17 protein-coding genes are annotated in these 21,416 nt (G+C 63.4%); 5 read left to right on the forward strand and 12 right to left on the reverse strand.

The window, feature by feature from the left end:
• The first annotated feature begins 3 nt into the window (after positions 1-3).
• Positions 4-1,308, forward strand: coding sequence for an MSMEG_0569 family flavin-dependent oxidoreductase (locus NLM33_RS39950; protein WP_254103911.1), 1,305 nt, complete (start codon positions 4-6; stop codon positions 1,306-1,308).
• Between the two features lie 240 nt (positions 1,309-1,548).
• Here the strand turns inward: NLM33_RS39950 and NLM33_RS39955 are convergent, their stop codons facing one another.
• The 6 genes from NLM33_RS39955 to NLM33_RS39980 form a co-directional block, all read right to left on the reverse strand.
• Positions 1,549-2,451, reverse strand: coding sequence for an SMP-30/gluconolactonase/LRE family protein (locus tag NLM33_RS39955; RefSeq protein WP_254103912.1), 903 nt, complete (start codon positions 2,449-2,451; stop codon positions 1,549-1,551).
• Between the two features lie 175 nt (positions 2,452-2,626).
• Positions 2,627-3,868 carry an ABC transporter substrate-binding protein gene (locus tag NLM33_RS39960; RefSeq protein WP_254103913.1) on the reverse strand — a complete coding sequence of 414 codons (1,242 nt, stop codon included), beginning with the start codon at positions 3,866-3,868 and terminating at the stop codon, positions 2,627-2,629.
• A gap of 32 nt (positions 3,869-3,900) precedes the next feature.
• Positions 3,901-5,382, reverse strand: coding sequence for an ATP-binding cassette domain-containing protein (locus NLM33_RS39965; protein ID WP_254103914.1), 1,482 nt, complete (start codon positions 5,380-5,382; stop codon positions 3,901-3,903).
• Positions 5,382-6,308 (reverse strand): branched-chain amino acid ABC transporter permease, encoded by a 927-nt coding sequence (locus tag NLM33_RS39970; protein WP_254103916.1) that lies wholly within the window; start codon positions 6,306-6,308, stop codon positions 5,382-5,384. The genes NLM33_RS39965 and NLM33_RS39970 overlap by 1 nt, the downstream gene beginning before the upstream one ends.
• Position 6,309: 1 nt before the next feature.
• Positions 6,310-7,185 carry a branched-chain amino acid ABC transporter permease gene (locus tag NLM33_RS39975; RefSeq protein WP_254103918.1) on the reverse strand — a complete coding sequence of 292 codons (876 nt, stop codon included), beginning with the start codon at positions 7,183-7,185 and terminating at the stop codon, positions 6,310-6,312.
• A 112-nt stretch (positions 7,186-7,297) separates the two neighbouring features.
• Positions 7,298-8,545 (reverse strand): ABC transporter substrate-binding protein, encoded by a 1,248-nt coding sequence (locus NLM33_RS39980; RefSeq protein WP_371930047.1) that lies wholly within the window; start codon positions 8,543-8,545, stop codon positions 7,298-7,300.
• 298 nt (positions 8,546-8,843) lie between these two features.
• Between NLM33_RS39980 and NLM33_RS39985 the strand changes: the two genes are divergently transcribed.
• Entirely contained in the window at positions 8,844-9,845 is a 1,002-nt protein-coding gene (locus NLM33_RS39985; RefSeq protein ID WP_254103920.1) for an MBL fold metallo-hydrolase, read from the forward strand.
• A gap of 19 nt (positions 9,846-9,864) precedes the next feature.
• Here NLM33_RS39985 and NLM33_RS39990 read toward each other — a convergent pair whose 3' ends face one another.
• Positions 9,865-10,965 (reverse strand): FAD-binding oxidoreductase, encoded by a 1,101-nt coding sequence (locus NLM33_RS39990; protein ID WP_254103921.1) that lies wholly within the window; start codon positions 10,963-10,965, stop codon positions 9,865-9,867.
• Between the two features lie 101 nt (positions 10,966-11,066).
• On the reverse strand, positions 11,067-12,302 hold the full coding sequence (locus NLM33_RS39995; protein ID WP_254106114.1) for an SMP-30/gluconolactonase/LRE family protein: 1,236 nt from the start codon (positions 12,300-12,302) through the stop codon (positions 11,067-11,069).
• 483 nt (positions 12,303-12,785) lie between these two features.
• Here NLM33_RS39995 and NLM33_RS40000 point away from each other — a divergent pair, with 483 nt between their 5' ends.
• From NLM33_RS40000 to NLM33_RS40010, 3 genes are all read left to right on the forward strand, one after another.
• Positions 12,786-13,751 (forward strand): ABC transporter substrate-binding protein, encoded by a 966-nt coding sequence (locus NLM33_RS40000; protein WP_254103923.1) that lies wholly within the window; start codon positions 12,786-12,788, stop codon positions 13,749-13,751.
• 7 nt (positions 13,752-13,758) lie between these two features.
• Positions 13,759-15,564: an adenylate/guanylate cyclase domain-containing protein gene (locus NLM33_RS40005; protein ID WP_254106115.1), complete on the forward strand. Its 1,806-nt coding sequence runs from the start codon at positions 13,759-13,761 to the stop codon at positions 15,562-15,564.
• A gap of 124 nt (positions 15,565-15,688) precedes the next feature.
• The gene (locus tag NLM33_RS40010) at positions 15,689-16,675 is read left to right on the forward strand and encodes an aldo/keto reductase (protein WP_254103925.1); all 987 of its coding nucleotides are present in this window, start codon (positions 15,689-15,691) and stop codon (positions 16,673-16,675) included.
• 59 nt (positions 16,676-16,734) lie between these two features.
• On the opposite strand, the gene NLM33_RS40015 is transcribed toward NLM33_RS40010, so the two are convergent.
• The 4 genes from NLM33_RS40015 to NLM33_RS40030 all read right to left on the reverse strand — a co-directional run bounded on the left by NLM33_RS40015 (position 16,735) and on the right by NLM33_RS40030 (position 21,390).
• Positions 16,735-17,595 carry a carbohydrate ABC transporter permease gene (locus NLM33_RS40015; protein WP_254106116.1) on the reverse strand — a complete coding sequence of 287 codons (861 nt, stop codon included), beginning with the start codon at positions 17,593-17,595 and terminating at the stop codon, positions 16,735-16,737.
• Between the two features lie 87 nt (positions 17,596-17,682).
• Entirely contained in the window at positions 17,683-18,801 is a 1,119-nt protein-coding gene (locus tag NLM33_RS40020) for a carbohydrate ABC transporter permease (RefSeq protein WP_254103927.1), read from the reverse strand.
• 97 nt (positions 18,802-18,898) lie between these two features.
• A complete protein-coding gene (locus NLM33_RS40025; protein ID WP_254106117.1) occupies positions 18,899-20,524 on the reverse strand; it encodes an extracellular solute-binding protein in 1,626 nt (541 codons plus the stop codon).
• A gap of 410 nt (positions 20,525-20,934) precedes the next feature.
• The gene (locus NLM33_RS40030; protein WP_254103929.1) at positions 20,935-21,390 is read right to left on the reverse strand and encodes an RbsD/FucU family protein; all 456 of its coding nucleotides are present in this window, start codon (positions 21,388-21,390) and stop codon (positions 20,935-20,937) included.
• Positions 21,391-21,416: the final 26 nt, after the last annotated feature.

A 21,416-nucleotide genomic window follows, 5' to 3' on the forward strand; every position in this document is an offset into this window, starting at 1 on the left:
ATCATGTCTGATCTCCACATCCACTATCCGGTCGTCGTGATCGGCGGCGGCCAAGCCGGCGTTGCGATGAGCGCGCAGCTCAGGAAGCATGGCATCGGGCATGTCGTTCTGGAGAAGAACACCATCGCCCATTCCTGGAAGACGCAGCGCTGGGACGCGTTCTGCCTGGTGACGCCGAACTGGCAGTGCCAGCTTCCCGGCTTTCCCTACGCCGGCAAGGATCCGCACGGCTTCATGCTGCGCGACGAGATCGTCTCCTATATCGAGGATTTTGCGAAGCACATCAGTGCGCCGATCCGCGAAGGCGTCGCCGTCACGCACCTCAGGCAATCCGGTCGCGGCTTCATGCTCGAGACGACTGCCGGCGAGATCGCCGCGGATCGCGTGGTGTTGGCCGTCAGTGGCTATCACGTCCCGAAAGTACCGCCGTTTGCGCAGCGGCTCGATTCGTCCATCACCCAGATCCACTCCTCGGCCTACCGCAATCCGGATCAGTTGCCGCCCGGTGAGATCCTCGTGGTGGGAAGCGGACAATCGGGCTGCCAGATCGCCGAGGATCTGCATCTGGCCGGGCGCAAGGTGCATCTCGCCGTCGGCAGCGCACCCCGGTGCCCGCGCTTCTATCGCGGCCGGGACGCGGTCGACTGGCTCGATGATCTCGGCCAGTATGATCTGCCGGTCGATCAGCATTCGCTGAAGGAGGGGGTTCGCAAGAACGCCAACCACTATTTGACCGGACGTGACGGCGGCCGCGACATCGACCTGCGCAAGTTCGCGCTCGAAGGCATGAAGCTCTACGGCCGCCTCAGGGACGGGCGCGGGACCCGCTTGCAGCTTGGCGATGATCTTCAGGTCAATCTCGACAATGCCGATCGGGTCTACAATGGCATTTGCCGACTGATCGACGAGCACATCGCAAAGCATGGAATCGCAGCACCTGTGACGCCTCACTATGAACCCGTGTGGTCTCCGACCGCCGCGCCCGCGGAGCTCGATCTCGGAGCGAGCGGCATCACCAGCATCATCTGGACGACCGGCTTCCGGTCCGACTGGTCCTGGGTCGACCTGCCAATGTTCGATGGCACCGGTTATCCAACCCACAAGCGAGGCATCACGTCGGTCGACGGCGCTTATGTGATTGGATTGCCCTGGCTCTACACTTGGGGCTCGGGCCGCTTTGTCGGCGTCGGGCGGGACGCGGAGTTCGTCGCCGATCACATCAAGGAGCGCACGAACGCACCGCACGCCGACACGAATCAAGCCGGCCGGCGCGAGGTCTCGCAATATGCAGCGAGAGCAGCCGTGTAGCCCCGCTCGCGGGAATACCGGCGGTCAACAGTCACCGACAAGATGAATGGCGAGGAGAACAGCCGTCTCCTTGCAACGCCAACCCACGTCTAACAGGAGACCTGCAATGAACGATGGTTACTTCGCACTCGATACCAACAAGATCGCCTGGGACATCCTCGATGTGCCAGAGATCAACGGCAAGCTCCCGCTCAAGACATCTTAGCCGAGGCGGAGGGGGCGACGCGGCGCGGACGTCCCCTAAACCGCCGCCCGCGTGTTGAGATAGATCGAGTACAGCGAGGTCTGGCCGCAGATATAGAGCCGGTTGCGGCGGGAGCCGCCGAAGCAGACGTTGGCGACGATTTCCCCGACCGGAACCGTGCCGATATGCGTGCCATCAGGCGCGTAGCAGAAGACGCTGCGGCCTGCCGAGGTCCAGATATTGCCATGGATGTCGCAACGGAAGCCGTCGTAGAGCCCCTCGGCGCAGGTGGCGAACAGTGTGGCGTCTCCGGTCGTCTGCTGCCCCTCCACCTTGTAGGACCAGATCGTTGCGGGCAGCCCGGGAACATGCGTGGCGCCGGTGTCGGCGACGTAGAGCCGCGTCTCGTCGGGCGAGAAGGCCAGTCCGTTGGGTTGCACCCGGTCGGACACAACGCGCGTGATCTTTCCGGTGCTGCCATCGATCCGGTAGACGTTGCTGGCGCCAATCTCGGACGGGCTCTGCTGCCCCTCGTAATCGCTGTCGATGCCGTAGGTCGGATCGGAGAACCAGATCGAGTCGTCGGACTTGACCACGACGTCGTTGGGCGAGTTTAGCCGGTGGCCGTCGAACTGGTCGGCCAGCACGGTGATCGAGCCGTCGTGCTCGGTCCGGGTGACGCGCCGCATGAAATGCTCGCAACTGACCAGCCGTCCCTGGCGATCGACCGTATTGCCGTTGGAGTTGAAGCTGGGCGAGCGGAACACCGACACCGATGCATCGGTCTCGTCAAACCGCATCATCCGGTTGTTGGGAATGTCGGACCAGACGAGGTAGCGGCCGCCCGGGAAATAGGCGGGGCCTTCGGCCCAGCGGCAACCGGTGAAAAGCTTCTCGAGATTGACATGACCGATGACCAGCCGCTCGAAGCGCGGGTCGTGGGTGAGATAGGGGAGCATGGGTCCTCCACGATGAGCCGCAGGTTCTGAAAACTTGCCCGCGTGCTGCTTTCCGTCACTCTGATCGACCCTGCCAAATTTGCAAGTGGAGCTTCATCGGGCGGTGTACCGATGCAAGAAAGTGAATGCCCGGCACGAGCTCGGGCATCCGCGTTTGTAGAGCTCGTTGTGAGGCTTACTGCGACAGCTTCACGAAATTGGGAAACTTGAGCTTCCCTTCCGCGATCGCCTTCGGCCAGACCGTGATCTGCTTGCCGTCCTGCCACTGAAACACCAGGCCGGTCACGGCGCCGGGACCGGACTTGATGCCGTGAGTGAACTCGTCGTCCTTGCCGTAGAACTGGATGCGGCCGATCGTGCCCTCGAAGTCGGTCTTCTCCAGCTCCGTGACCATCTTGTCCGGATCGGTCGAGCCCGCGCGCTTGATTGCATCCGTGATGATGTAGACCTCGTCATAGGCGGTATAGCCGGTATAGGCGGGCGGCGTGCCGAACTTGGCCTTGAAGGCCGCCGCGAACGGTTTCGTCTTCGGCGTCACGGCAACGTCGGGCGTTGCCACCGCCAGCGACGGCACGCCATCGGCTGCGCCGTTGGTGTCGTTCCAGAAGGTCGGGCTCAAGGCCTGCGCGCTGATGCCGAACATCGGGATCGGCACCTGCTGGTTCTTCCACTGCACCGTCGGTTGCACGCCGACATGCGAGATGCCGGTCACGATCACGTCCGGCTTCTTGCTCTCCATGTTGTTGAAGATCGGCGTGAAGTCGGTGGTGTCAGGCGAGAAGCGCACGTGTTCGACGACCTTCAGACCGGCCTTGGGCAGACAGGCTTCGTAGCCGACATCGAGCGGCTTGGTCCAGGCCGCGTCCTCGCTCATGATCGCGACCGTCTTGAACTTGAGCTGGTCGACAAGCAGGTCCTTTGCGGCATCGCAGACGAGCTGCGCCTGCGCGGCGGAAGTCAGGTAGCCATGGAACGTATATTTGTTCTTCTCATAGTCGTTGTGGATCGCCTTGGTGATCTCGTTCGACGCAGCGCCCGGCGTGATCAGCGGCATCTTCAGCCGCGCCGCCCAGGGCTCCAGCGCCAGCACGACCTCGCTGATATAGCTCGCGATCACCGCGGAAACCTTGTCCTCGCTCACCGCGCGCTGGAAGGCGCGCACGGAGTCGGCCGAAGAACTCTTGTTGTCGTAGGTGACGATCTCGATCTTGCGTCCGAGCACGCCGCCCTTGGCGTTGATCTCGTCGGCTGCGATTTGCGCGCCACCCGGCGTCGCAGCACCCGCGATCGACTGCACCTCGGCGACGACGCCGATCTTGATGGGATCGTTCGATTGCGCATAGGCGGGCGCGGCGAGGCATAGAGCCAGCGCGGACGCGAGAAGGAAGGTGCTGCTCAGGCTTTTCGTGGGTCGCATGGTCGTCTCCCTTTGCCTTGTTGTTCGTGTGATCAGAGAAAGTCGGAGCCGGCCTCGGCGGCGAAGCGGCCGGGGTCGCCTTCCCAGACGATTCGTGCATGCTCGAGCACATAGACGCGGTCGGCGTGAGGAAGGGCGAAGGTGACGTTCTGCTCGCCGAGCAGCACCGTGATCGCCGTGGTCCGTCTCAGCTTCTCCAGCGCCTTGGACAATTGCTCGAGGATGACGGGCGCGAGGCCCAGGGTCGGCTCGTCCAGAATCAGGATCTGCGGCTGCATCATCAGCGCGCGGCCGATCGCCAGCATCTGCTGCTCGCCGCCGGACAGCGTCTGTGCCAACTGGCCCTGGCGTTCCTTCAGGATCGGGAACAGCTCGAACAGCCAGGCGAGCTGCGCCGCGCGCGCCTCGTCGGTCAAATGCTGGCCGCCGAGATCGAGGTTTTCGCGCACGGTCATCTCGCCGAACAGCTCACGCGATTCCGGGCATTGCACGAGCCCGCTGCGCGCGATCTTGGCCGCGCTCGTGCCGCGCAGCTTTTCGCCGCTGCGCAGGATCTCGCCGCCATAGGGCAGGAAGCCGGAGATGGTGTTGAACAGCGTGGTCTTGCCGGCACTGTTCAGGCCAACGATGGAGACGAACTCGCCCTCATGGACGTGGATCGAGACGTTCTCCAGCGCCTGCGCCTTGCCGTAATAGACGCTGACATTCTCGACCTGGAGCAGCGGTACCCTGTCCTTGAAGCTGGTCTCGGGCCGCGCATGGGTCTCGATGGCGCCGCCGAGATAGACCCGCCGTACGGTCTCGTTCTTCATCACCTCGTCGGCCTTGCCGGTGACGATCTCCTCGCCGAGATACATCGCGAGCACGCGGTCGACGAGCGCGGCGACGCTCTTGACGTTGTGGTCGACCAGCATCACCGCGCGGCCCTCATCGCGAAAGCTGCGGATCAGGTCGGAGAAGACGTCGACCTCGGCCCGCGTCAGGCCGGCGAAGGGCTCGTCGACCAGCACCACCTTCGGGTCGCGCGCGATCGCCTTGGCAAGCTCGAGCCGGCGCAGATCGGCAAAGGGCAGCGTCGGCGGACGTCGGCTCATCACGGCGCCAAGTCCGACGCGGTCGGCGATCCACTTGGCGCGGTCGACCAGCGCCTTGTCTGGAAACAGCATGAACAGGCTGTCCGGCAACAGCGCCACCATGATGTTCTCCAGCACGGTCTGCCGGTTCAGCGGCCGCGAGTGCTGGAACACCATGCCAAAGCCCTTGCGCGCGATCTTGTGCGCGGGAAGGCCTGCGACGTTCTCGCCTTCAAAGATCACTTCGCCCGCGGTCGGGCGCTCGATGCCCATCACGCTCTTCATCGCGGTGGACTTGCCGGAGCCGTTAGGCCCGATCAGGCCAAAGATCTCGCCGCCGTTCACCTCGAAGCCGAGATTCTTCACCGCCGTCAATCCGCCGAAGCGCTTGGTGAGGCCGCGGACTTCGAGCACGGCTCTGTTTGCAATCCTCTGGTCCATCACGAGCGAGCCTCGCGCGAGAGGGCCGCTCCGAGGAAGCCGCCGGGGAAGAACAGCACGACCAGAAGGGCGACGGCCGAGACGATGAAGGTCGCAAGCTCGCCGGTTGGCCTCAGGAATTCGCCCGCGACGATCAGGAAGATCGCGCCCAGCGCCGCGCCGAGCACGGTGCGCCGGCCCCCGAGCACGGCCGAGACGATGACGTTCACGCCGACCGCGACGTCGACGACGGTGCCGACCGAGGCGGTGCCGAAGTAGAACACCAGGAGTGCACCCGACAGTCCCGAGAAGAACGCGCTGACGATGAACGCGGCCAGCTTGTGCTTGACGATGTTGAAGCCGAGCGCGCCGGCCTGCACCGGATCCTGGCCGCTTGCCTGCAGCACGAGCCCGATCGGCGATTGCGACAGGCCGTAGAGGATAGCCGCCGAGATCGTCATGAAACCGAGTGCGATCCAGTAGTTGGCGCCGGCGTTGATGGTGATGACGTCGGGAATGGTCAGCCCGATCTCGCCGCCGGTGAGATCTGCAAACACCACAATGAAGTTTTGGAGCATCAAGACCGCAACCAGCGTGGTCAGGCCGAAATAGGGACCGCGCACCCTGAGCGCCGGCAGTGCCAGCACGAGGCCGGCGATGACCGAGGCCAGCGCGCCGAGCACGATGCAGAGATAGACCGACCAGCCGAACTGGTTGTTGAGAATGCCGGCCGTGTAGGCGCCGACGCCGATTAGGAAAGTCGGTCCGAAATTGACCTCGCCAGCGAAGCCGAACAGGAGGTCCCAGGCCATGGCGAAGACGCCAAAATAGAAGGCGACCGTGAGCAGGCCGAGGACGTAGCCGGAGACGTAGAGCGGCAGTGTCGCTGCGATCAGGACGAGCGCGAGTGAGACGAAGAACAGGCGTGAGGCGAAGAATCCGGACATCTCAGCGCCTCCCCAGAAGGCCCTGGGGCCGGATGTACATGACGACCACCAGAAGCAGCAGCGCCGGAATGGTGCGATAGGCCGGCGAGACCAGGTAGGCCGTGACGGTTTCGAGATAGCCGACCACGAAGGCCGCGATCAGCGAGCCGGAGACGCTGCCGAGGCCGCCGAGCACGACGATCGAGAACGCGCTCGCCGTCAGCGGCCCCACGCTGTAGGAGCTGACGCCTAGGAACATCCCGAGCAGCACGCCCGCAATGCCCGCGAGCACGCCGTAGATCGCCCAGACCACGATGTAGATGTTGGTGAGCTCGAGGCCGAGCAGTGTGACGCCGCGCGGGTTCATCGACGCCGCAAGCACCGCCTTGCCGGTGCGGGTGCGGTTCACGAGCAGCCAGAGCAGGGCGATGACGAGACAGCACACCACCGCGGTGAAGATCTCGTTACGCGGCGTGCGCACGCCGAGAATGTCGACGACGCCCTCGACGATCGGCAGCACGGTCTTGGCGTTGTTGGTGAAGAAATAGGCGATCAACTCCTGGATCATGATCCCCCACAGCAGCGTACCGGTGAGGACGAAGATCTCCTTCTCCTCGTTGGGTATGCGGCGGGAATCCTGGATCGGCTTCACCACCGCGAAGTAGGTGGCAAAGGCGGTGATGAGCGCGACCCCGACACCGATCAGCGCACCGGAATAGGTATCGACATGCAAGATGCTGGCGGCGGCCCAGGCCGCCACCGCTGCCGCCACCATAATCGCACCGTGGGAGAGGTTGAGCACGCCGGAAACGCCGAAGATCAGCGTGAATCCGGTGGCACCGAGAGCGTAGAGAGCGCTGATGGCAAAGCCATCGATCAATATCTGGAATGCTCGCATCGATGATTGGCAATCTGGTCTATGAGAGGCAGTCTCGCGGCTTCTTTGGAGAGAAGGTGCCGTGTACGCCGCATGTGAAAGCTCCCGGGCGTTGGCCCGGGAGCTGTTCCGATCAGTTCGTGGTGAGCTTGATGAAGCTCGGGAACTTGACGTCGGTTTTCGCGACATCCTTGGGCCAGACCGCGATCTGCTTGCCGTCCTGCCATTGCAGCATCAGGCCGGTGATCAGGCCCTTGCCGTATTTGATCGAATGGGTGAACGGATCGTCCTTGCCGTAGAATTGGACGCGGCCGATGGTGCCTTCCCAGTCGGTCTTCTCCAGTGCGTCGACCAGCTTGTCGGCGTCGGTCGAGCCCGCACGCTTCACGGCGTCGGCGATATAGTAGACCTCGTCGTAGGCGGTGTATCCCGCGTAAGACGGATAATTGCCGTACTTCTTCCGGAAACCTTCCGCGAACGGCACCGACTTCGGCGTCACCGCGACGCCGGGGCCGGAGACGCCTTGGTAGAGCACGCCTTCGGCTGCCTGGTTGCTGTCCTTGCCGAACGTCTCGTTGGTTGCTTGCGAGGAGATGCCGAACATCGGGATCGGCACCTGCTGGTTCTTCCACTGCACGGTCGGCTGCACGCCGACATGCGAGATGCCGGTGATGATCACGTCGGGCTTGGCGCTCTCGATCTTGTTGAAGATCGGCGTGAAGTCGGTGGTGTCAGGCGAGAAGCGGATGTGGTCGAGCACCTTCAGCCCGATCTTGGGCAGGCATTCCTCGTAGCCGACGTCGAGCGGCTTGGTCCAGGCGGCGTCCTCGCTCATGATGACCGCCGACTTCATGTGCATCTTGTCGACCAGGAGGTCCTTGGCGGCGTCGCAGACCGAAAGCGCCAGCGCGGCCGAGGTCAGGTAACCGTGGAAGGTGTACTTGTTCTTCTCGTAGTCAGCGTGAACGCTCTTGCTGATCTCGTTGGAGGCGGCGCCCGGCGTGACGAATGGCGTCTTCAGGCGTGAGGCCCAGGGCTCCAGCGCCAGCACCACCTCGCTGATATAGCTTGCGATGACGGCGTTGACCTTGTCTTCGTTGACCGCGCGCTGGAATGCGCGCACTGAATCAGCCGAGGAGGAATGATTGTCGTAGGAGATGATCTCGATCTTGCGGCCATCGACGCCGCCCTTGGCGTTGATCTCCTCTGCCGCGAGCTGCGCGGCCTGTGGGATGGATGCGCCGGCGATCGCCTGCGCCTCCGCGATCACGCCGATCTTGATGGGATCCGCTGCAAGTGCCGCGCCTGATCCGGTCATCAACGCGCCAAACGCTGCCGCACCGAGGAATATCCGCAATGCACCAGGGAGTATGTTTTTCATTCTGTTTCTCTCCTCTTAAACAAGCCTCTTTTGAGCTATTGGGCGCGACTATAACGGCGAGGACAATCTCGGCAAGTGAAACCGCATTCAGGATTGTGAGGGCCGGACTAAAGTCTAGCGCTGCGCAAATAGAGTGCAGGAAGATCGTTGCAGTCATGCAGAATCCGCTGGCGGGCATGCGTTCGCGTCCGCCGCGCGTCGAGACGCGAGCACGCACCGATCGACGCCCGAGGCGCGAAGGCGGTCGCCTGGCTGACAATGTCGGGATAACGTCCCGCTGCGCAGGAAGGTCCTATTGATGGCTCGACTCGTTCAATGCCGCCTCGTCAACGAGCCGTTCGCCGATCCAGGACTGCTGGTCGATTTCAGGTTCGGCCGGCGCGCCATGCTGTTCGACCTCGGCGATTTGTCTCCCCTGGCCAATCGGGAGTTGCTGCGCATCGGCAACGTCTTCGTCAGTCACCGTCACATGGATCACTTTGCGGGCTTCGATCAGCTGCTGCGGGTCAGGCATCATCAGCCGGGCCACTTGCGCGTGATAGGACCGCCCGGTGTCATCGCGGGCATCGCTGGCAAGCTGGCTTCGTATAGCTGGAATCTGCTCAACGAGGAGTCGCCGGATTTCGAGATCGCCGCTGCCGAATTCTGCGACGGCCGGCTCGGCGACTGGACCGGCTTCTCCGCGAGGCGGCAATTTCGCAGCGAGCCGATTGAAGCGCCATCCGTTGCACCGGGTCTGGTGTTTGCGGACAGTGATCTGCGGATTGAGGCCGCGACCCTCGATCACGGGATCCCCTGCCTTGGCTTTGCGTTGCAGGAAACCCAGCGCGTCAATGTCTGGACAGCCGGGCTCGCCGAGCTCGGCCTTCAGGTCGGCCCCTGGCTCAATGCGGCCAAGAGCGCGGTGCGGACGGGCGCGCAACCCGACATGTTGATTGAGGTCGATAGCGGCAGGACGATCCGCCTCGGCGAGCTGACCCGGCACGCGCTCAAGGTCGCGCCGGGGCAACGCGTCGCCTATGTAACCGACGCCGCCTTCACCCCGGCCAACGCGGAAAAGATCGTCGCGCTCGCACGCGGCGCCGATCACCTCTTCATCGAGGCAGCCTTTGCCGGCGACGATGCGCAACTTGCGTCCGAGCGCCGTCACCTGACGGCGGCGCAGGCCGGATATCTCGCGCGGGAAGCAGGCGTGAAGCGGATGACGACGTTTCACTATTCTCCGCGCTATCTGGAGACGCCGGACCGGCTGCGGAATGAGGCGGAAGCCGCTTTCTCGGGCCAATCTGTGCCGGCCTGAGCAATGCTCTGGCTCGCGATCAACGCGCTTGCAGCAACGACGGATCGAGCGGCTGGAGCCGGGCAGGATCAAATGGCGTCAGATCGACGCTGCGTGCTGCGCCCTCGGTGATCAATTCGGCCAGCGCTTCGCCGGTCGCTGGGGCATTGAGGATGCCCCAGACATTATGTCCGGTCGCAACGTAAAGGCCCGCGCTGTTCGGCACTATGCCGATCAGCGGCAAGCCGTCTCGCGTGACGGGGCGGAAACAGGCCTGTCGCGCGATGATCCTGTCGGCGCGAAACAGCGGCGACAGCCGTTCGGCGACCGCTTGCAGGCGGTCGATAGCGTCCTGCTCCGGCATTACCGCGCCCGGATCGAGCGGCAGCGGGGCGACGTCGGAGAAAGCCGTAACCAGTGTGCTGCCGTCCGCGCGCGGAAAGACCTCGATCGAAATCGTACTTCCGCTCTCTTCATACTCCAGGAACAGCGCATCGGCCGGAACGTCCGTGCCGGTGTCGTACACGATGCTCGGGCTTCGCTGGCCGTACACGGCAGGCAGCCGCATCCATTGGGTCGCCAGCAGCGACCACGGTCCCATGGCGATGATAACGCGATCCGCCTCGATGACGCCGCCATCGATCTCGACGCCCTTTGCGGTCGTTCCGTCTGCATCGTGCGCGATGCCGGTAACGCGTCCGCGCCGCAGCTCGGCGCCCTGCGCGAGCGTCGCGTTCATCATCGCCGAGGTGAACTTGTGCGGATGAACGATGGCTGTCGTATCCGTCGTGCCGAGCCGGTGCGCGATGACGACGCCATTGGACAGCCAGCCGAGCGCGGACGGTGTGTCACGCTGCGCCTCATCGCCCGCAACGAAGCCGCCATAGGCGGTCATGCGGCGGTAGGCCCAATCGCCTGCGACCTCGTGCGGCAGTTGCGCATGAAGCGCAAAGCTGCGCCGCGCCAGCGCATCGAGCGGCGTTCCGGTGCACCAGTCGAGCGCCAAAAATCCGCCGGCCTTGCCGGATGCCGCAGCGGCCACCTCGGTCCGTTCGACGACGACGACATCGACGCTACGCCGGCTAAGGAAATAAGCGGTGCAGGCGCCGATCACGCCGCCGCCGCAGATGACAACGCGCATGGTGTCTCCTCGATGATCCGCTCGCGCATCGGCGATCAAAACGATTCGGCGCCGGCGGGGCCCGCCGGCGCCTGATCAACATCCGGCTCGCTCGCGCGGTCTCAGCCTGGCCCTGCGCCCTGCGTCGCGGTGTACACGGCGTAGAGCGACTGGCTCGCGGCCATGAACAGGCGATTGCGCTTCGGGCCGCCGAAACAGACGTTGCCGCACACCTCCGGCAGGCGGATGCGGCCGAGCAACTTGCCCTCCGGCGACCACACCGTCACGCCGCTATAGCCGACGGCGCGTCCCGCATTGCTGGAGGACCAGACATTGCCGTTGACGTCGCAGCGCACGCCATCAGGCCCGCACTGCACGCCGTCGATCACGCAATCGGAGAAGCGCTTCAGGTTGGACAGCTTGTTGTCGCTGCCGACGTCGAACACAAAGATCTCGCCCTTGCCGCCCGCGCCGGTGTCGCCCGGACCCTTGCCGGTCGAGACGACGTAGAGCTTCTTGAAGTCCGGCGAGAAGCAGAGACCGTTGGGATCGGGCACCTGGTCCTCGCTGACCACGAGGTCGATGCGGCCACTCGGGTCGATGCGATAGCAATTGGTCGGCAGCTCGCGCTTGCCCGGCACGAAGCCGGCCGGCTGGCCGATCCGCGGATTGAGCTTGCCGCCGGCGTTGCTTGGTCCGCCCGGGCCATCGGGCTCGCCCTCATAGAGCTGGCCGCCATAGGGCGGGTCGGTAAACCAGTAGCTGCCGTCGGGATGTGCGACGACGTCGTTCGGCGAGTTCAGCTTCTTGCCCTGATAGGAGTCGGCGAGCACCGTGGCGGTGCCGTCGTGCTCATAGCGCGTGACACGGCGCGTGAGATGCTCGCAGGAGAGCTGGCGGCCCTGGAAGTCGAAGGAGTTTCCGTTGGAATTGTTGGACGGCGTACGGAAGACGCTGACGCGGCCGTCGTCCTCTGTCCAGCGCATCTGCCTGTTGTTGGGAATGTCGCTCCACAGCAGATAGCGGCCCTGCGCGCTCCACGCCGGGCCTTCGGCCCACAACAGTCCGGTATGAAGCCGCTTGATCGCGGTGTTCGGTTGCGCGAGGTCGTTGAAGGACGGATCGACCGCGATGATGTCGGGGTCCCAGAAATAGGTTGTCGGCGCTCCGTTCGGACCGAAATCGCGCGGCGGCGTCGTGATCGTCGTCGGCGGTGCCGCCGGCGCGTTCTGCGCCAGTGCGGCGCCGGCGCCCGCCATCGTGGCGCCTGCAGCGATCGCAAGGCCCTGGACGAGTGATCGGCGTGAAAGCGTGGTGTCTGGATCGCGCTGCTCGGAATCGGACAGTTGGCGTGTCATCGCTTCCTCCCGGTGGGGGTTCGCCGGCCGGTTGATTCCGGCCGAGCGGGAGCAGGTTAGTCCGACCGGCGTCGAGTTACGAGTGCGGCCGTTCTTCTTCGCATGGTCGAAGGGCGTGAAACGCAGCATGACATTGATGCGGATGATTTTCGTCGGAGAGTTCGCGCCGTCGGCGAGACGTTTGTGCACCGGCCGGCTCGCGGGAGAGCGGGTAAGCCTTATTGACGTGTTGGTGTCGGCCTCAAGAAAAAATCAAGCGCTTCTAAAGCCAAAAACACACGAACGTGCAGTCTCTTGAGACGGTTCCATCGACTAATGACAGAGATCGCTCCTTTGGTAGCTCAGCATCCAGGGAGCAAGAGAACCGGGATCAATAACCCGGTCGGCCCCCTAGCCACAGCTCGGCGGACCTTGGAAGTCCAAGTGCAAATTGAGACCACTGGATGGCCTGTTCCGTGCAGCTTGGTCGTAACGGTGGTTGCCATGAAACGACGGGACTTTATTCAGCTTGTCGCCGGCGCAATGGCTTGTCCAGCGATTGCGCGCGCGCAAGAGGCACGGAAGGTCTATCGCATCCTCTGGATCTCCACGGGCTCCGAACCGGATCCGTTCCTGGATGGCTTTCGCGAAGGGCTGCGCGCCCTGGGTTATGTCGAAGGCAAGAACGTGGCGCTCGAGAGGCATTATGGAAATCCATCGGCGCTGCGCCAGGTCATTTCCCAACTAAGACGCGGTGACGTAGACCTTGCGGTTTCCAGCGGCCCGGCAACGCGGGTCATGGCCGCGGTAAACGACATTCCCGTCGTGTTTGCCCTGAGCGGCGACCCGGTGGCGTTGGGGGTGGTCAAAAGCCTGGCACGACCCGGCACCAATTTCACGGGCAGTACGTTTCTCTCGCTTGAATTAGCCGGAAAGCGCGTCGAACTGCTCAAGGACATTTATCGGGGAGTTCGCAAGCTTGCGGTGCTCTCGAACACAGACCATCCCGGAGAGCCGTCGGAATGGCGTGCTACTCTTCAGACATGCACGGGACTGGGCATCGAGCCGGCCTATATTCCTTTCTCCGGCGCTGGCGAGCTCGATAACGGGCTCAAGGCCGCGGGCGGCTCGGGCGCAGACGCCATGCTCGTATTTCCCGATGTCGTGACAATGGTTGATCGGACGAAACTCGCGGAGTTCGCGCTGGCGCATCGGCTCCCTTCGATGTTCGGCTGGTCCGAGTATTGCGAGGCCGGCGGACTTTTGAGTTACGGCGCCAACCAGCGGGCAACCTATCGGTGGCTTGCAAATTACGCCGACCGGATCCTGCGCGGCGAGGATCCTGCCGTTCTTCCCGTCATCAGGCCCGAAAAGTTCGAGTTGGTGATCAATCTGAAGACGGCTCAGGACCTGGGCTTAGAGCTGGATACATCTTCAATATTATTTCGCGCCAACAAGGTGATTGCCTGAGATCGGTATGTCAGAATTCGTCGCGCAATCCTCGTTGACTGCCCGTGGTGACGCGAAGCGGCCGCGTCGCTCCCTGTTTTGCAAGTACTTCGCGACCCTGTTCGTAGCAGCCGTCGTGCCTCTCATCCTTGGGGCGGTGATCGAAGCATCGTTCGGCTATCGCGACCAGCGCCGCCATATCAGCGAGGTTCTGCAGGCCGAGGCTCGTGGTGCGGCGGGCAGGATAGAGGCCTTCACGGATGAAATAAGCGATCAGTTGGGCTGGGTCGTGCAGTTTCCGTGGACACAGGGAGACGATGACCGGCACAGGATCGACGCGTTGCGTCTGTTGCAGCAGGTCCCGGCAATCGCCTCCGTCTCGCTGCTCGACGAGACGGGGACCGAGCGCGTTTTTGTATCCAGGCTACGTCTAAACAAGACTGGCCGAGGGTTCGACCTGTCCGCCGATCCCGCAGTGATCGGCGCGCGCGCCAACAAGGTCTGGTACGGTCCCGTTCAATATCAGAACGAGTCCGAGCCATATATGAGGATCGCTGTCGCCGGAAACCTTCCGGCCGCCGGGGTTGCCGTCGCCGAGGTCAACCTGAAGCTGATCTGGGATGTTATTGCTGAGATAAGGATCGGTCAGACCGGCTATGCCATGATCGTCGACGATTCCGGACAGCTGATCGCCCATCCAGACATCAGCCTGGTCCTGCGCGGCCGTACCGGTTCCGTTGATTTCAGCCGGATCAAGCATCTCGTTGGCACCACGAGCAGTGGTGCCGTCATCACGGGGGACAAAGGTAATCCCGTCGTCGCGCTCTCGGTGCATGCAGCCGATATCGGCTGGACGGTGATTGCGATGCAGCCGGTCGTGGAGGCTTTCGCATCGATCCGCGCGGCATTGTGGCGCTCGTCGCTTCTGATTGCGCTCGGCGTGCTGATCGCGCTCGCCCTGGCCTACTGGCGAGCGCACCGGATGTCTGGTCCGATCAAGCAACTGGAGGAGGGGGTCGAGCGGATCGGTACCGGACATTTCGACCACCGCATTGGGATTTCCAGTCACGACGAACTGGAGCAATTGGCGATCCGCTTCAACGAGATGGCGTCGGAGCTGGCGATCTCGCAGCAGAAATCCGTCCGCATCGACCGGCTAAAACAATTCCTTGCGCCCCAGGTCGCCGAACTCGTCGAACATTCCGCCGGACTGCTCGAGGGGCAGCGACGTGAAGTCGTCGTGGTTTTCGGTGATTTGCGCGGCTTCACGGCATTCTCCGCGCGCGCCGAACCGGACGTCATCATGGCGGTCCTGCGCGAATACTATGCGGCGGTGGGAGCCGTCACGACCCGCTATGAGGCCACGCTGATCCGTTTTGCCGGAGACGGCGTGATGCTGCTCGTCAACGCGCCGGTTGCCTGCAACAAGCCCGCAAACCACGCTGTTCAGCTCGCGATCGATCTGCAGGTCGCGGTGCAGTCGATTGCCGGAAAATGGTGCGCCGCCGGTCACGCGATTGGCTTCGGCGTCGGCATCGCAATGGGAATGGCGACGGTCGGAACCGTGGGCTATGAGGGGCGGCTCGACTACACGGCCCTCGGCAATGTCGTCAATCTGGCGTCTCGGCTGTGCGGCCTGGCAAAGGATGCGCAAATCCTGACCGACAGAACCGTCGCAGAAAAAGTGAAGGATGCCATCAACCTTGTCTCGGTCGGGAATCACGTCATCAAGGGTTATGATCAGCCCATGGAGATGTTCGCTGTCGCACAGGGCAACATGCCCTTGACGTGTCCGGAATCCGGGCTGCGCCGGCTTGAAATCGAAACCTTGTGAGACGGGAGTCTGCTGGATGACGCGCGCTCGTGCGCGTTGACACGCGGCGACAAAGACATACGCTGCGCGCGGATGAAAATGAGACGGGCGCGAGAGTCGCGCGGAGAAGAGAGCATCATTCATCATGGCTTCACAATCACAACTGCCGCGCCGCACTCTTGGGCGGACCGGGCTCCAGGCCTCAGTCCTCGGCTTCGGGACTGCGCCGCTCGGAGACCTTTTCCTCAAGCTTGACGACCAGACGGCGATCGCCGCCGCGGAGCGGGCGTTCGAGCTTGGCGTCAATCTGCTCGACACGTCCCCGCTCTATGGCTACGGCCTGTCGGAGCACCGCTGCGGTACCGCGCTGCGACGCGTGGCCCGCGAGGACGTCGTCCTCTGCACCAAGGTCGGCCGCTGGATGGACGCGTTTCACTCACCCGACAACCGGTCGGGCTTTGTCGGCGGCCAGCCACACAAGGCCGTGGTCGACTATTCCTATGACGGCACGATGCGCTCGGTCGAGCAGTCGCTGCTGCGGCTCGGCACCGACCGGATCGACCTTCTGCTGATCCACGACGTCGACGTCTGGACGCATGGCGCTGCAGCGATCGAGGACCGGTTCCGCGAAGCAATGACCGGCGCCTATGTGGCGCTCGACAAGCTCCGCTCGGAGGGCGTGGTCGCAGGCATCGGGATCGGCGTGAACGAAGCCGACATGTGCGTGCGCTTTGCCAAAGCCGGCACGTTCGACGTGATGCTGCTGGCTGGCCGCTATTCGCTGCTCGAGCAACCGGCGCTGAAGGAGTTCTTGCCGCTGGCACTCGAGCAGGGCATTGCCGTGCTGCTCGGCGGCGTCTTCAACTCGGGCATTCTCGCCACCGGTGCGGTCAAGGGCGCCAAGTACAACTATCAGGATGCGCCACCGCAGGTCATGGCGAGGGTTGCCGAGATCCAGCGCGTCTGCGAGGCCCATCGCGTCGCGTCGCGTTGCCGACGGCCGCCGTGCACTTCGCGCTCGGCCATCCCGCCGTGGCGAGCGTGGTGCTGGGGGCGCATAGTCCGGAGGAGGTCGAGCGCAACGTGGCAGCGCTCACCACCAAGGTGCCGAGCGCGCTCTGGGCCGATCTGAAGGCTACACGCCTGCTCGATGCGGATGCGCCCGTGCCCGCGTGAGCAAAACGATCGCCGCTATTTTCCGGCGCCCGTCGTCAGGCCGCTGACGATGTAGCGCTCGAGGAAGATGCCGACCACGACGAGCGGCGCGATCGCCGCCGTCGACAGCGCGGCCATCGACCACCAGTTGATGCCCTGCGAGCCGGTCTGGCTCGCCACCATCACCGGCAGCGTCTTTGCGTCGGTGCTGGTGAGGAGGGCGGCAAAGAAATATTCGTTCCAGCACAATACCAGCGAGAGGATGAACGCCGCGACCATGCCGGGCACTGCGAGCGGCAGGATGATCCGCAGGAACGCGCCCCAGGTCGACAGCCCGTCCACGAAGGCGGCCTCATCGAGCTCGATCGGAATTGCGTTGAACTGGTCGCGCATGATCCAGATGACGATCGGCAGCACCGTCAGCGTGTAGAGCAGGATCAGGCCAAACGTCGTGTCGAGCAGTGCCAGCGCCTTGTAGAGCACGAGGAACGGCAGCGCGAGCACGACCGGCGGCAGGATCAGCTGCGACATGAAGAAGAACAGGATGTCGTCATTGCGCATCCACGCGAATTTGTAGCGGAAGCGGCTCAAGCCGTAGGCAGCGAGCGATCCGAGCACGAGCGCGAGCAGCGATGCGCCGACCGAAGTGATGATGCTGTTGACGAACCGGTTCATGAATTCGGAACGCGCGGTCGAGGTCCCGAACAGCGTATCGGGCGACAGGCCGAGCGAGCGCCAGCCTTTCCAGTCCGGCTGGAAATCGACCCAGGGGATCAGGTGCGCCTGCGTCACATCGACCGCCGATTTGAACGAGGTCGTCACGGTCCAGTAGATCGGAAACAGGCAGATGAAGGTCCAGAGCAGCAATGCGGCGTAGATCAGCGTGCGGCCCAGCATCCGCCTGGCGCGCGGCGCCGCCGGACGCCTTCGGATCGGGTTCGATGCCACGGTCGAGATAGCCAAGCGCTCAAACTCCTTTGCGACCTATTCGACCTTCTGCGTCCAGCGCTTCGACAGGCGCAACATCAGCGTCAGCAGCACGATGATCAGCAGCAGATAGACCATGGCGAGCGCCGTGCCGTATCCGACGTTCGAGCGGTCGCGGTAGACGCGGTAGATGAAGCTCGACACCGTGTCAGTGGCGCCACCGGGGCCGCCGGCCGTCACGTTGATCACGATGTCGGCGAGCTTCAGCTTGAAGATGATACGGATGATCAGGACCGTGATGCTGACCGGTAGCATGATCGGGAAGGTGACGTGCCAGAACGACTGCCAGCCGTTCGCGCCGTCGACCTTGGCCGCTTCCTGCACCTCCTTCGGCATCGCCTGCAGGCCTGCGAGCAGGATGATCATGATGAAGGGGATCGAGACCCAGGCGTCCATCGCCTGGATGCTCAGTCGAGCCATCCAGGGCGAGGCGAAGAATGCCGGGTTGTCCCAGCCGAGATAGCGCGCCAGCGTCGCCGCCGGACCGAAGCGGTATTCCAGCAGCGACTTGCCGATCATCCAGCTCACGGCGACGGGGCTGAGCATCATCGGCAGCAGAAAGACCACGCGGAAGAATTTTCGCGCGCGGATCTCGGCGCTGAGCAGCAGCGCCAGTCCGAACGCGATCGCGTATTCGCCGAGCACCGCGACGGTGTAGAAGACCATGTTGCCGAGCGCATTCCAGTAATAGGTGTCGTTCAGCATTCCCTTCAGATTGTCGAAGCCGGAAAAGCGCGGGCCCTCGATCGAGCTGAGATTCCAGTCGAGTGAGGCGATGTAGATGCCGAAGATCGTCGGGAAGATCACGACGGCGACGGTGAAGAACACAGCCGGTAGCAAAAACAGTGCTCGCTGGCCACGCTCGCCGCGGGTCAAAACTTGTCCGACACCAAATGCAACGGCCCAGACGAGATAGGCGATGAGGATCGGCCGCCAATCGGAAAATCCGGCGGAAATTGTGCCGGTCGTGTGCAAGACCTGAATGAAGACGACAAGCAGGAAGCCGAGCGAGGCCAGCAGAACAAGCGCGCGGCCGGCGGCCTTCCTGCTGCGGGGCGCGCGCTTCGTCGCCGGCTGGTGGTGCAGGTCGTCGCTCACGGGTACGGAATTCTGCATCGAGATGAGTCGCATTCAGTGCCGGTTCTGTCGCCGGGCAAGTTTTCGGCTGGCGCCGGGGGCGCCAGCCGAAGGTAGATGATCTCGCGTAAGCGCGCTACACGCCGAGCGAGGCCTTATAGAGCCCGATCTGCCGTTCGCGGCCGATCTGGTCGGTCAGCTTCTCCCAGGCGGCGGCGATGTTGTTCGCCCCGGTCTGTGCGTCGACCTTGCCGGCGAAAATCTTCGTCAGCTCGTCTTCCGCGATGCTGTAGTACTGGAAGATGCCGGGGATGCGCGGCTCGACCGCCCGGTTGGGGTGATTGTAGGAGGCGAGCTGCGAGTTCAGGTAAGAGGTGATGTACTTCTTGTCATAGCCCGCTGCGACCCACTCATCGTACTGGAAGTGGCTGGCGCGGTGAGCCTGGAAGCCCGACGGATACATCACCATCCAGAGCGACAGATCCTTGCCGCCGAGATGCGCGGCAGCGCTCCAGGCCGCCTTGTGCTTCTTCTCGTCGCCATTGACGCGGGCCATCACATAGACGCCCCAGCCGAGATAGGCGCAGTTGGGCGCATGGTTCGGCCCGCTCGCGAGCTTGTCCCATTGCCCGGTCTTCGAATTGTAGACGTCGTCCGAGCCCGGCAGGATGTCGAAGCCGACGATATCGCCGATCACCGAGGTGTCGCTCGCCTTCGCCACCTGGCCGATGTCGCCCCACCAGGGGATCATCGAGCCGATGCCGGCCAGGAACTGCTGGAAGCCGGTGGTGTTCGGATCGGCGTTGAGTTGATCGGCCGGCTCGAACGGCAGCGCGTCGATCACGTCCTGGATGGCGCGCACCCAGGCCGGATTGTTGATGCGCGGCTTCATCGTGTCGATGTCGAACAGCCAGGCCTTGTCGTCGGGATGCTTGGCATAGGCCGAGGCGCGGCTGCCGAGGAAATAGAAGCCGAATCCGCCCCAGGGCTTTGGCGCGTCGAGATAGCCGAACGCGTTCTGGTTCTTGATCTTCTTGCCCTTGAGGAATTTGGTCACCGCCTGGACCTGCTGCCAGGTCTTCGGCACGCCCCATTCGCTGGCATTGCCGGCGTCCTTCCAGGCCTTGGCGAGGGCAGGGTCGGAGAACACGTCGGTGCGGTAGTTGAAGTTGTGGCAGTCGCCATCGATGGTGACGCGATAGGTCTTGCCGTTCCAGGTTCCGACCGGTGGCTTCAGATAGTCGACATAGTCATCGATATCGATCTGCTTCTTGACCCAGTCCGGCATCTCGGAGGCCAACCCCTTGCCGCAGACGTCGCCCTCGAAGGGCGCTCCCATCTCGAGGATGTCGAAGTCGACCGTGCCGGTTGCGATCGCCTGCTGCAAGCGCGGGTTGTAGTCGGCCTGCGCGAGATCGATCCAGGAGATTTTCGCGCCGGTATAGGCCTCCCACGGCTTGAGGAAGCCACGGAAAAGCAGGTTGTGCAGGTTCTGATTGTTGAGTCCCATGAAGGAGAGCTCGACACCCTTGAACTCGCCTTCCTTGATGCTCGCCTTGGTCGGCCCGAGGCAGAGCTCGCCGACCTTCTGCCAGTCGGCATCCGTCGGGGCGCCTTTGCCGACGCCCGGGATTTGCGTGATCTGCGCGCGCAGATTGGCTTGCGCGAGCGCGAGCTCCGAGAATGTGCCGAGCGCGCCGCTCGTGCCCAATGCTGCAGCGCTTGCCGCGCCTTTCAGCACGGTGCGCCGGTTCGGCTGCATTGCGGAATGCCGATCGTGATCTTGCTGTTTCACCGCGATACCCTCCCTTATTGACTTTCTTGATGTGAAGTCTGAATCGCCGAAGCACATCGAGGACATGACGCTGGTGGGCTTCGGCGTCGTCGTGATGGGTGAGACTGAGGCCGCTTTCGAGTATGCAACGGCGCCCATCAATGTCAACGAAAGCACACGGAGTTGAGGCCGCGCGTGCCGTCACCGACGAGCGACGACGCGGACTCGTCGCGATGCCGCGCTGCAAGATGAACGCGCCGGCGCGATGATGTGCAGCCATCGCCGACGACGAACGCGCCAGTTCGGTGAGCGCGACATCATCATGTCATATTCATGCCGGCGGTCTCATGCAGCCGTCGCGGTCTCCTGCCGGGCGCAGCCCGCTTGAGGTGTTCACCTCAAGCGGCATCGGGCGGGATGACGCCCTTCTTGAAGATGAAGCAGCCGTAAAAGCGCCGCTCCCCGGTCTGGATCACGCAATAGGATTTTTTGGCAAGCTCGTAGAAGGCGAAGCGCTCGATCGATCCGAGCGGAAGCGGGCGGCGCTCCGCGGCGTCGATCTCGGCCTGAACTTCCGCCTGTACCGCGGGAATTTCGTTCGGCTGCCCCACCATCTCCATCCGCAGCGCCGGCTTGTCGACAAAACTGTCGAGCGGCAGCACGGAGAGGATCGCGCGCGCGGCCCGGCTTGCGCTGACATTGTCGATCCGCAGGAGCCGTCCCAGCACGGTCTGGCGCGCCACGGAGTCGGCCGGAAAATTGGTGTCGCAGAGCACGAGATCGTCGCCGTGCCCCATGGCACGCAACGCATGAAGCACATCGGCATTCAAAAAAGGGTCGATCGATTTCAGCATGCGGCGTCTCCCTTGACGAGATCAGG

It is taken from the genome of Bradyrhizobium sp. CCGUVB1N3 (assembly GCF_024199925.1).
Lineage (GTDB): Bacteria > Pseudomonadota > Alphaproteobacteria > Rhizobiales > Xanthobacteraceae > Bradyrhizobium.

Bases quoted from the DNA above. Each gene is read 5' to 3' on its own strand.
- NLM33_RS39950 (WP_254103911.1), top strand. From the start codon at position 4: ATGTCTGATCTCCACATCCACTATCCGGTCGTCGTGATCGGCGGCGGC.
- NLM33_RS39955 (WP_254103912.1), bottom strand. From the start codon at position 2,451: ATGCTCCCCTATCTCACCCACGACCCGCGCTTCGAGCGGCTGGTCATC.
- NLM33_RS39960 (WP_254103913.1), bottom strand. From the start codon at position 3,868: ATGCGACCCACGAAAAGCCTGAGCAGCACCTTCCTTCTCGCGTCCGCG.
- NLM33_RS39965 (WP_254103914.1), bottom strand. From the start codon at position 5,382: ATGGACCAGAGGATTGCAAACAGAGCCGTGCTCGAAGTCCGCGGCCTC.
- NLM33_RS39970 (WP_254103916.1), bottom strand. From the start codon at position 6,308: ATGTCCGGATTCTTCGCCTCACGCCTGTTCTTCGTCTCACTCGCGCTC.
- NLM33_RS39975 (WP_254103918.1), bottom strand. From the start codon at position 7,185: ATGCGAGCATTCCAGATATTGATCGATGGCTTTGCCATCAGCGCTCTC.
- NLM33_RS39980 (WP_371930047.1), bottom strand. From the start codon at position 8,545: ATGAAAAACATACTCCCTGGTGCATTGCGGATATTCCTCGGTGCGGCA.
- NLM33_RS39985 (WP_254103920.1), top strand. From the start codon at position 8,844: ATGGCTCGACTCGTTCAATGCCGCCTCGTCAACGAGCCGTTCGCCGAT.
- NLM33_RS39990 (WP_254103921.1), bottom strand. From the start codon at position 10,965: ATGCGCGTTGTCATCTGCGGCGGCGGCGTGATCGGCGCCTGCACCGCT.
- NLM33_RS39995 (WP_254106114.1), bottom strand. From the start codon at position 12,302: ATGACACGCCAACTGTCCGATTCCGAGCAGCGCGATCCAGACACCACG.
- NLM33_RS40000 (WP_254103923.1), top strand. From the start codon at position 12,786: ATGAAACGACGGGACTTTATTCAGCTTGTCGCCGGCGCAATGGCTTGT.
- NLM33_RS40005 (WP_254106115.1), top strand. From the start codon at position 13,759: ATGTCAGAATTCGTCGCGCAATCCTCGTTGACTGCCCGTGGTGACGCG.
- NLM33_RS40010 (WP_254103925.1), top strand. From the start codon at position 15,689: ATGGCTTCACAATCACAACTGCCGCGCCGCACTCTTGGGCGGACCGGG.
- NLM33_RS40015 (WP_254106116.1), bottom strand. From the start codon at position 17,595: ATGCTGGGCCGCACGCTGATCTACGCCGCATTGCTGCTCTGGACCTTC.
- NLM33_RS40020 (WP_254103927.1), bottom strand. From the start codon at position 18,801: ATGCAGAATTCCGTACCCGTGAGCGACGACCTGCACCACCAGCCGGCG.
- NLM33_RS40025 (WP_254106117.1), bottom strand. From the start codon at position 20,524: ATGCAGCCGAACCGGCGCACCGTGCTGAAAGGCGCGGCAAGCGCTGCA.
- NLM33_RS40030 (WP_254103929.1), bottom strand. From the start codon at position 21,390: ATGCTGAAATCGATCGACCCTTTTTTGAATGCCGATGTGCTTCATGCG.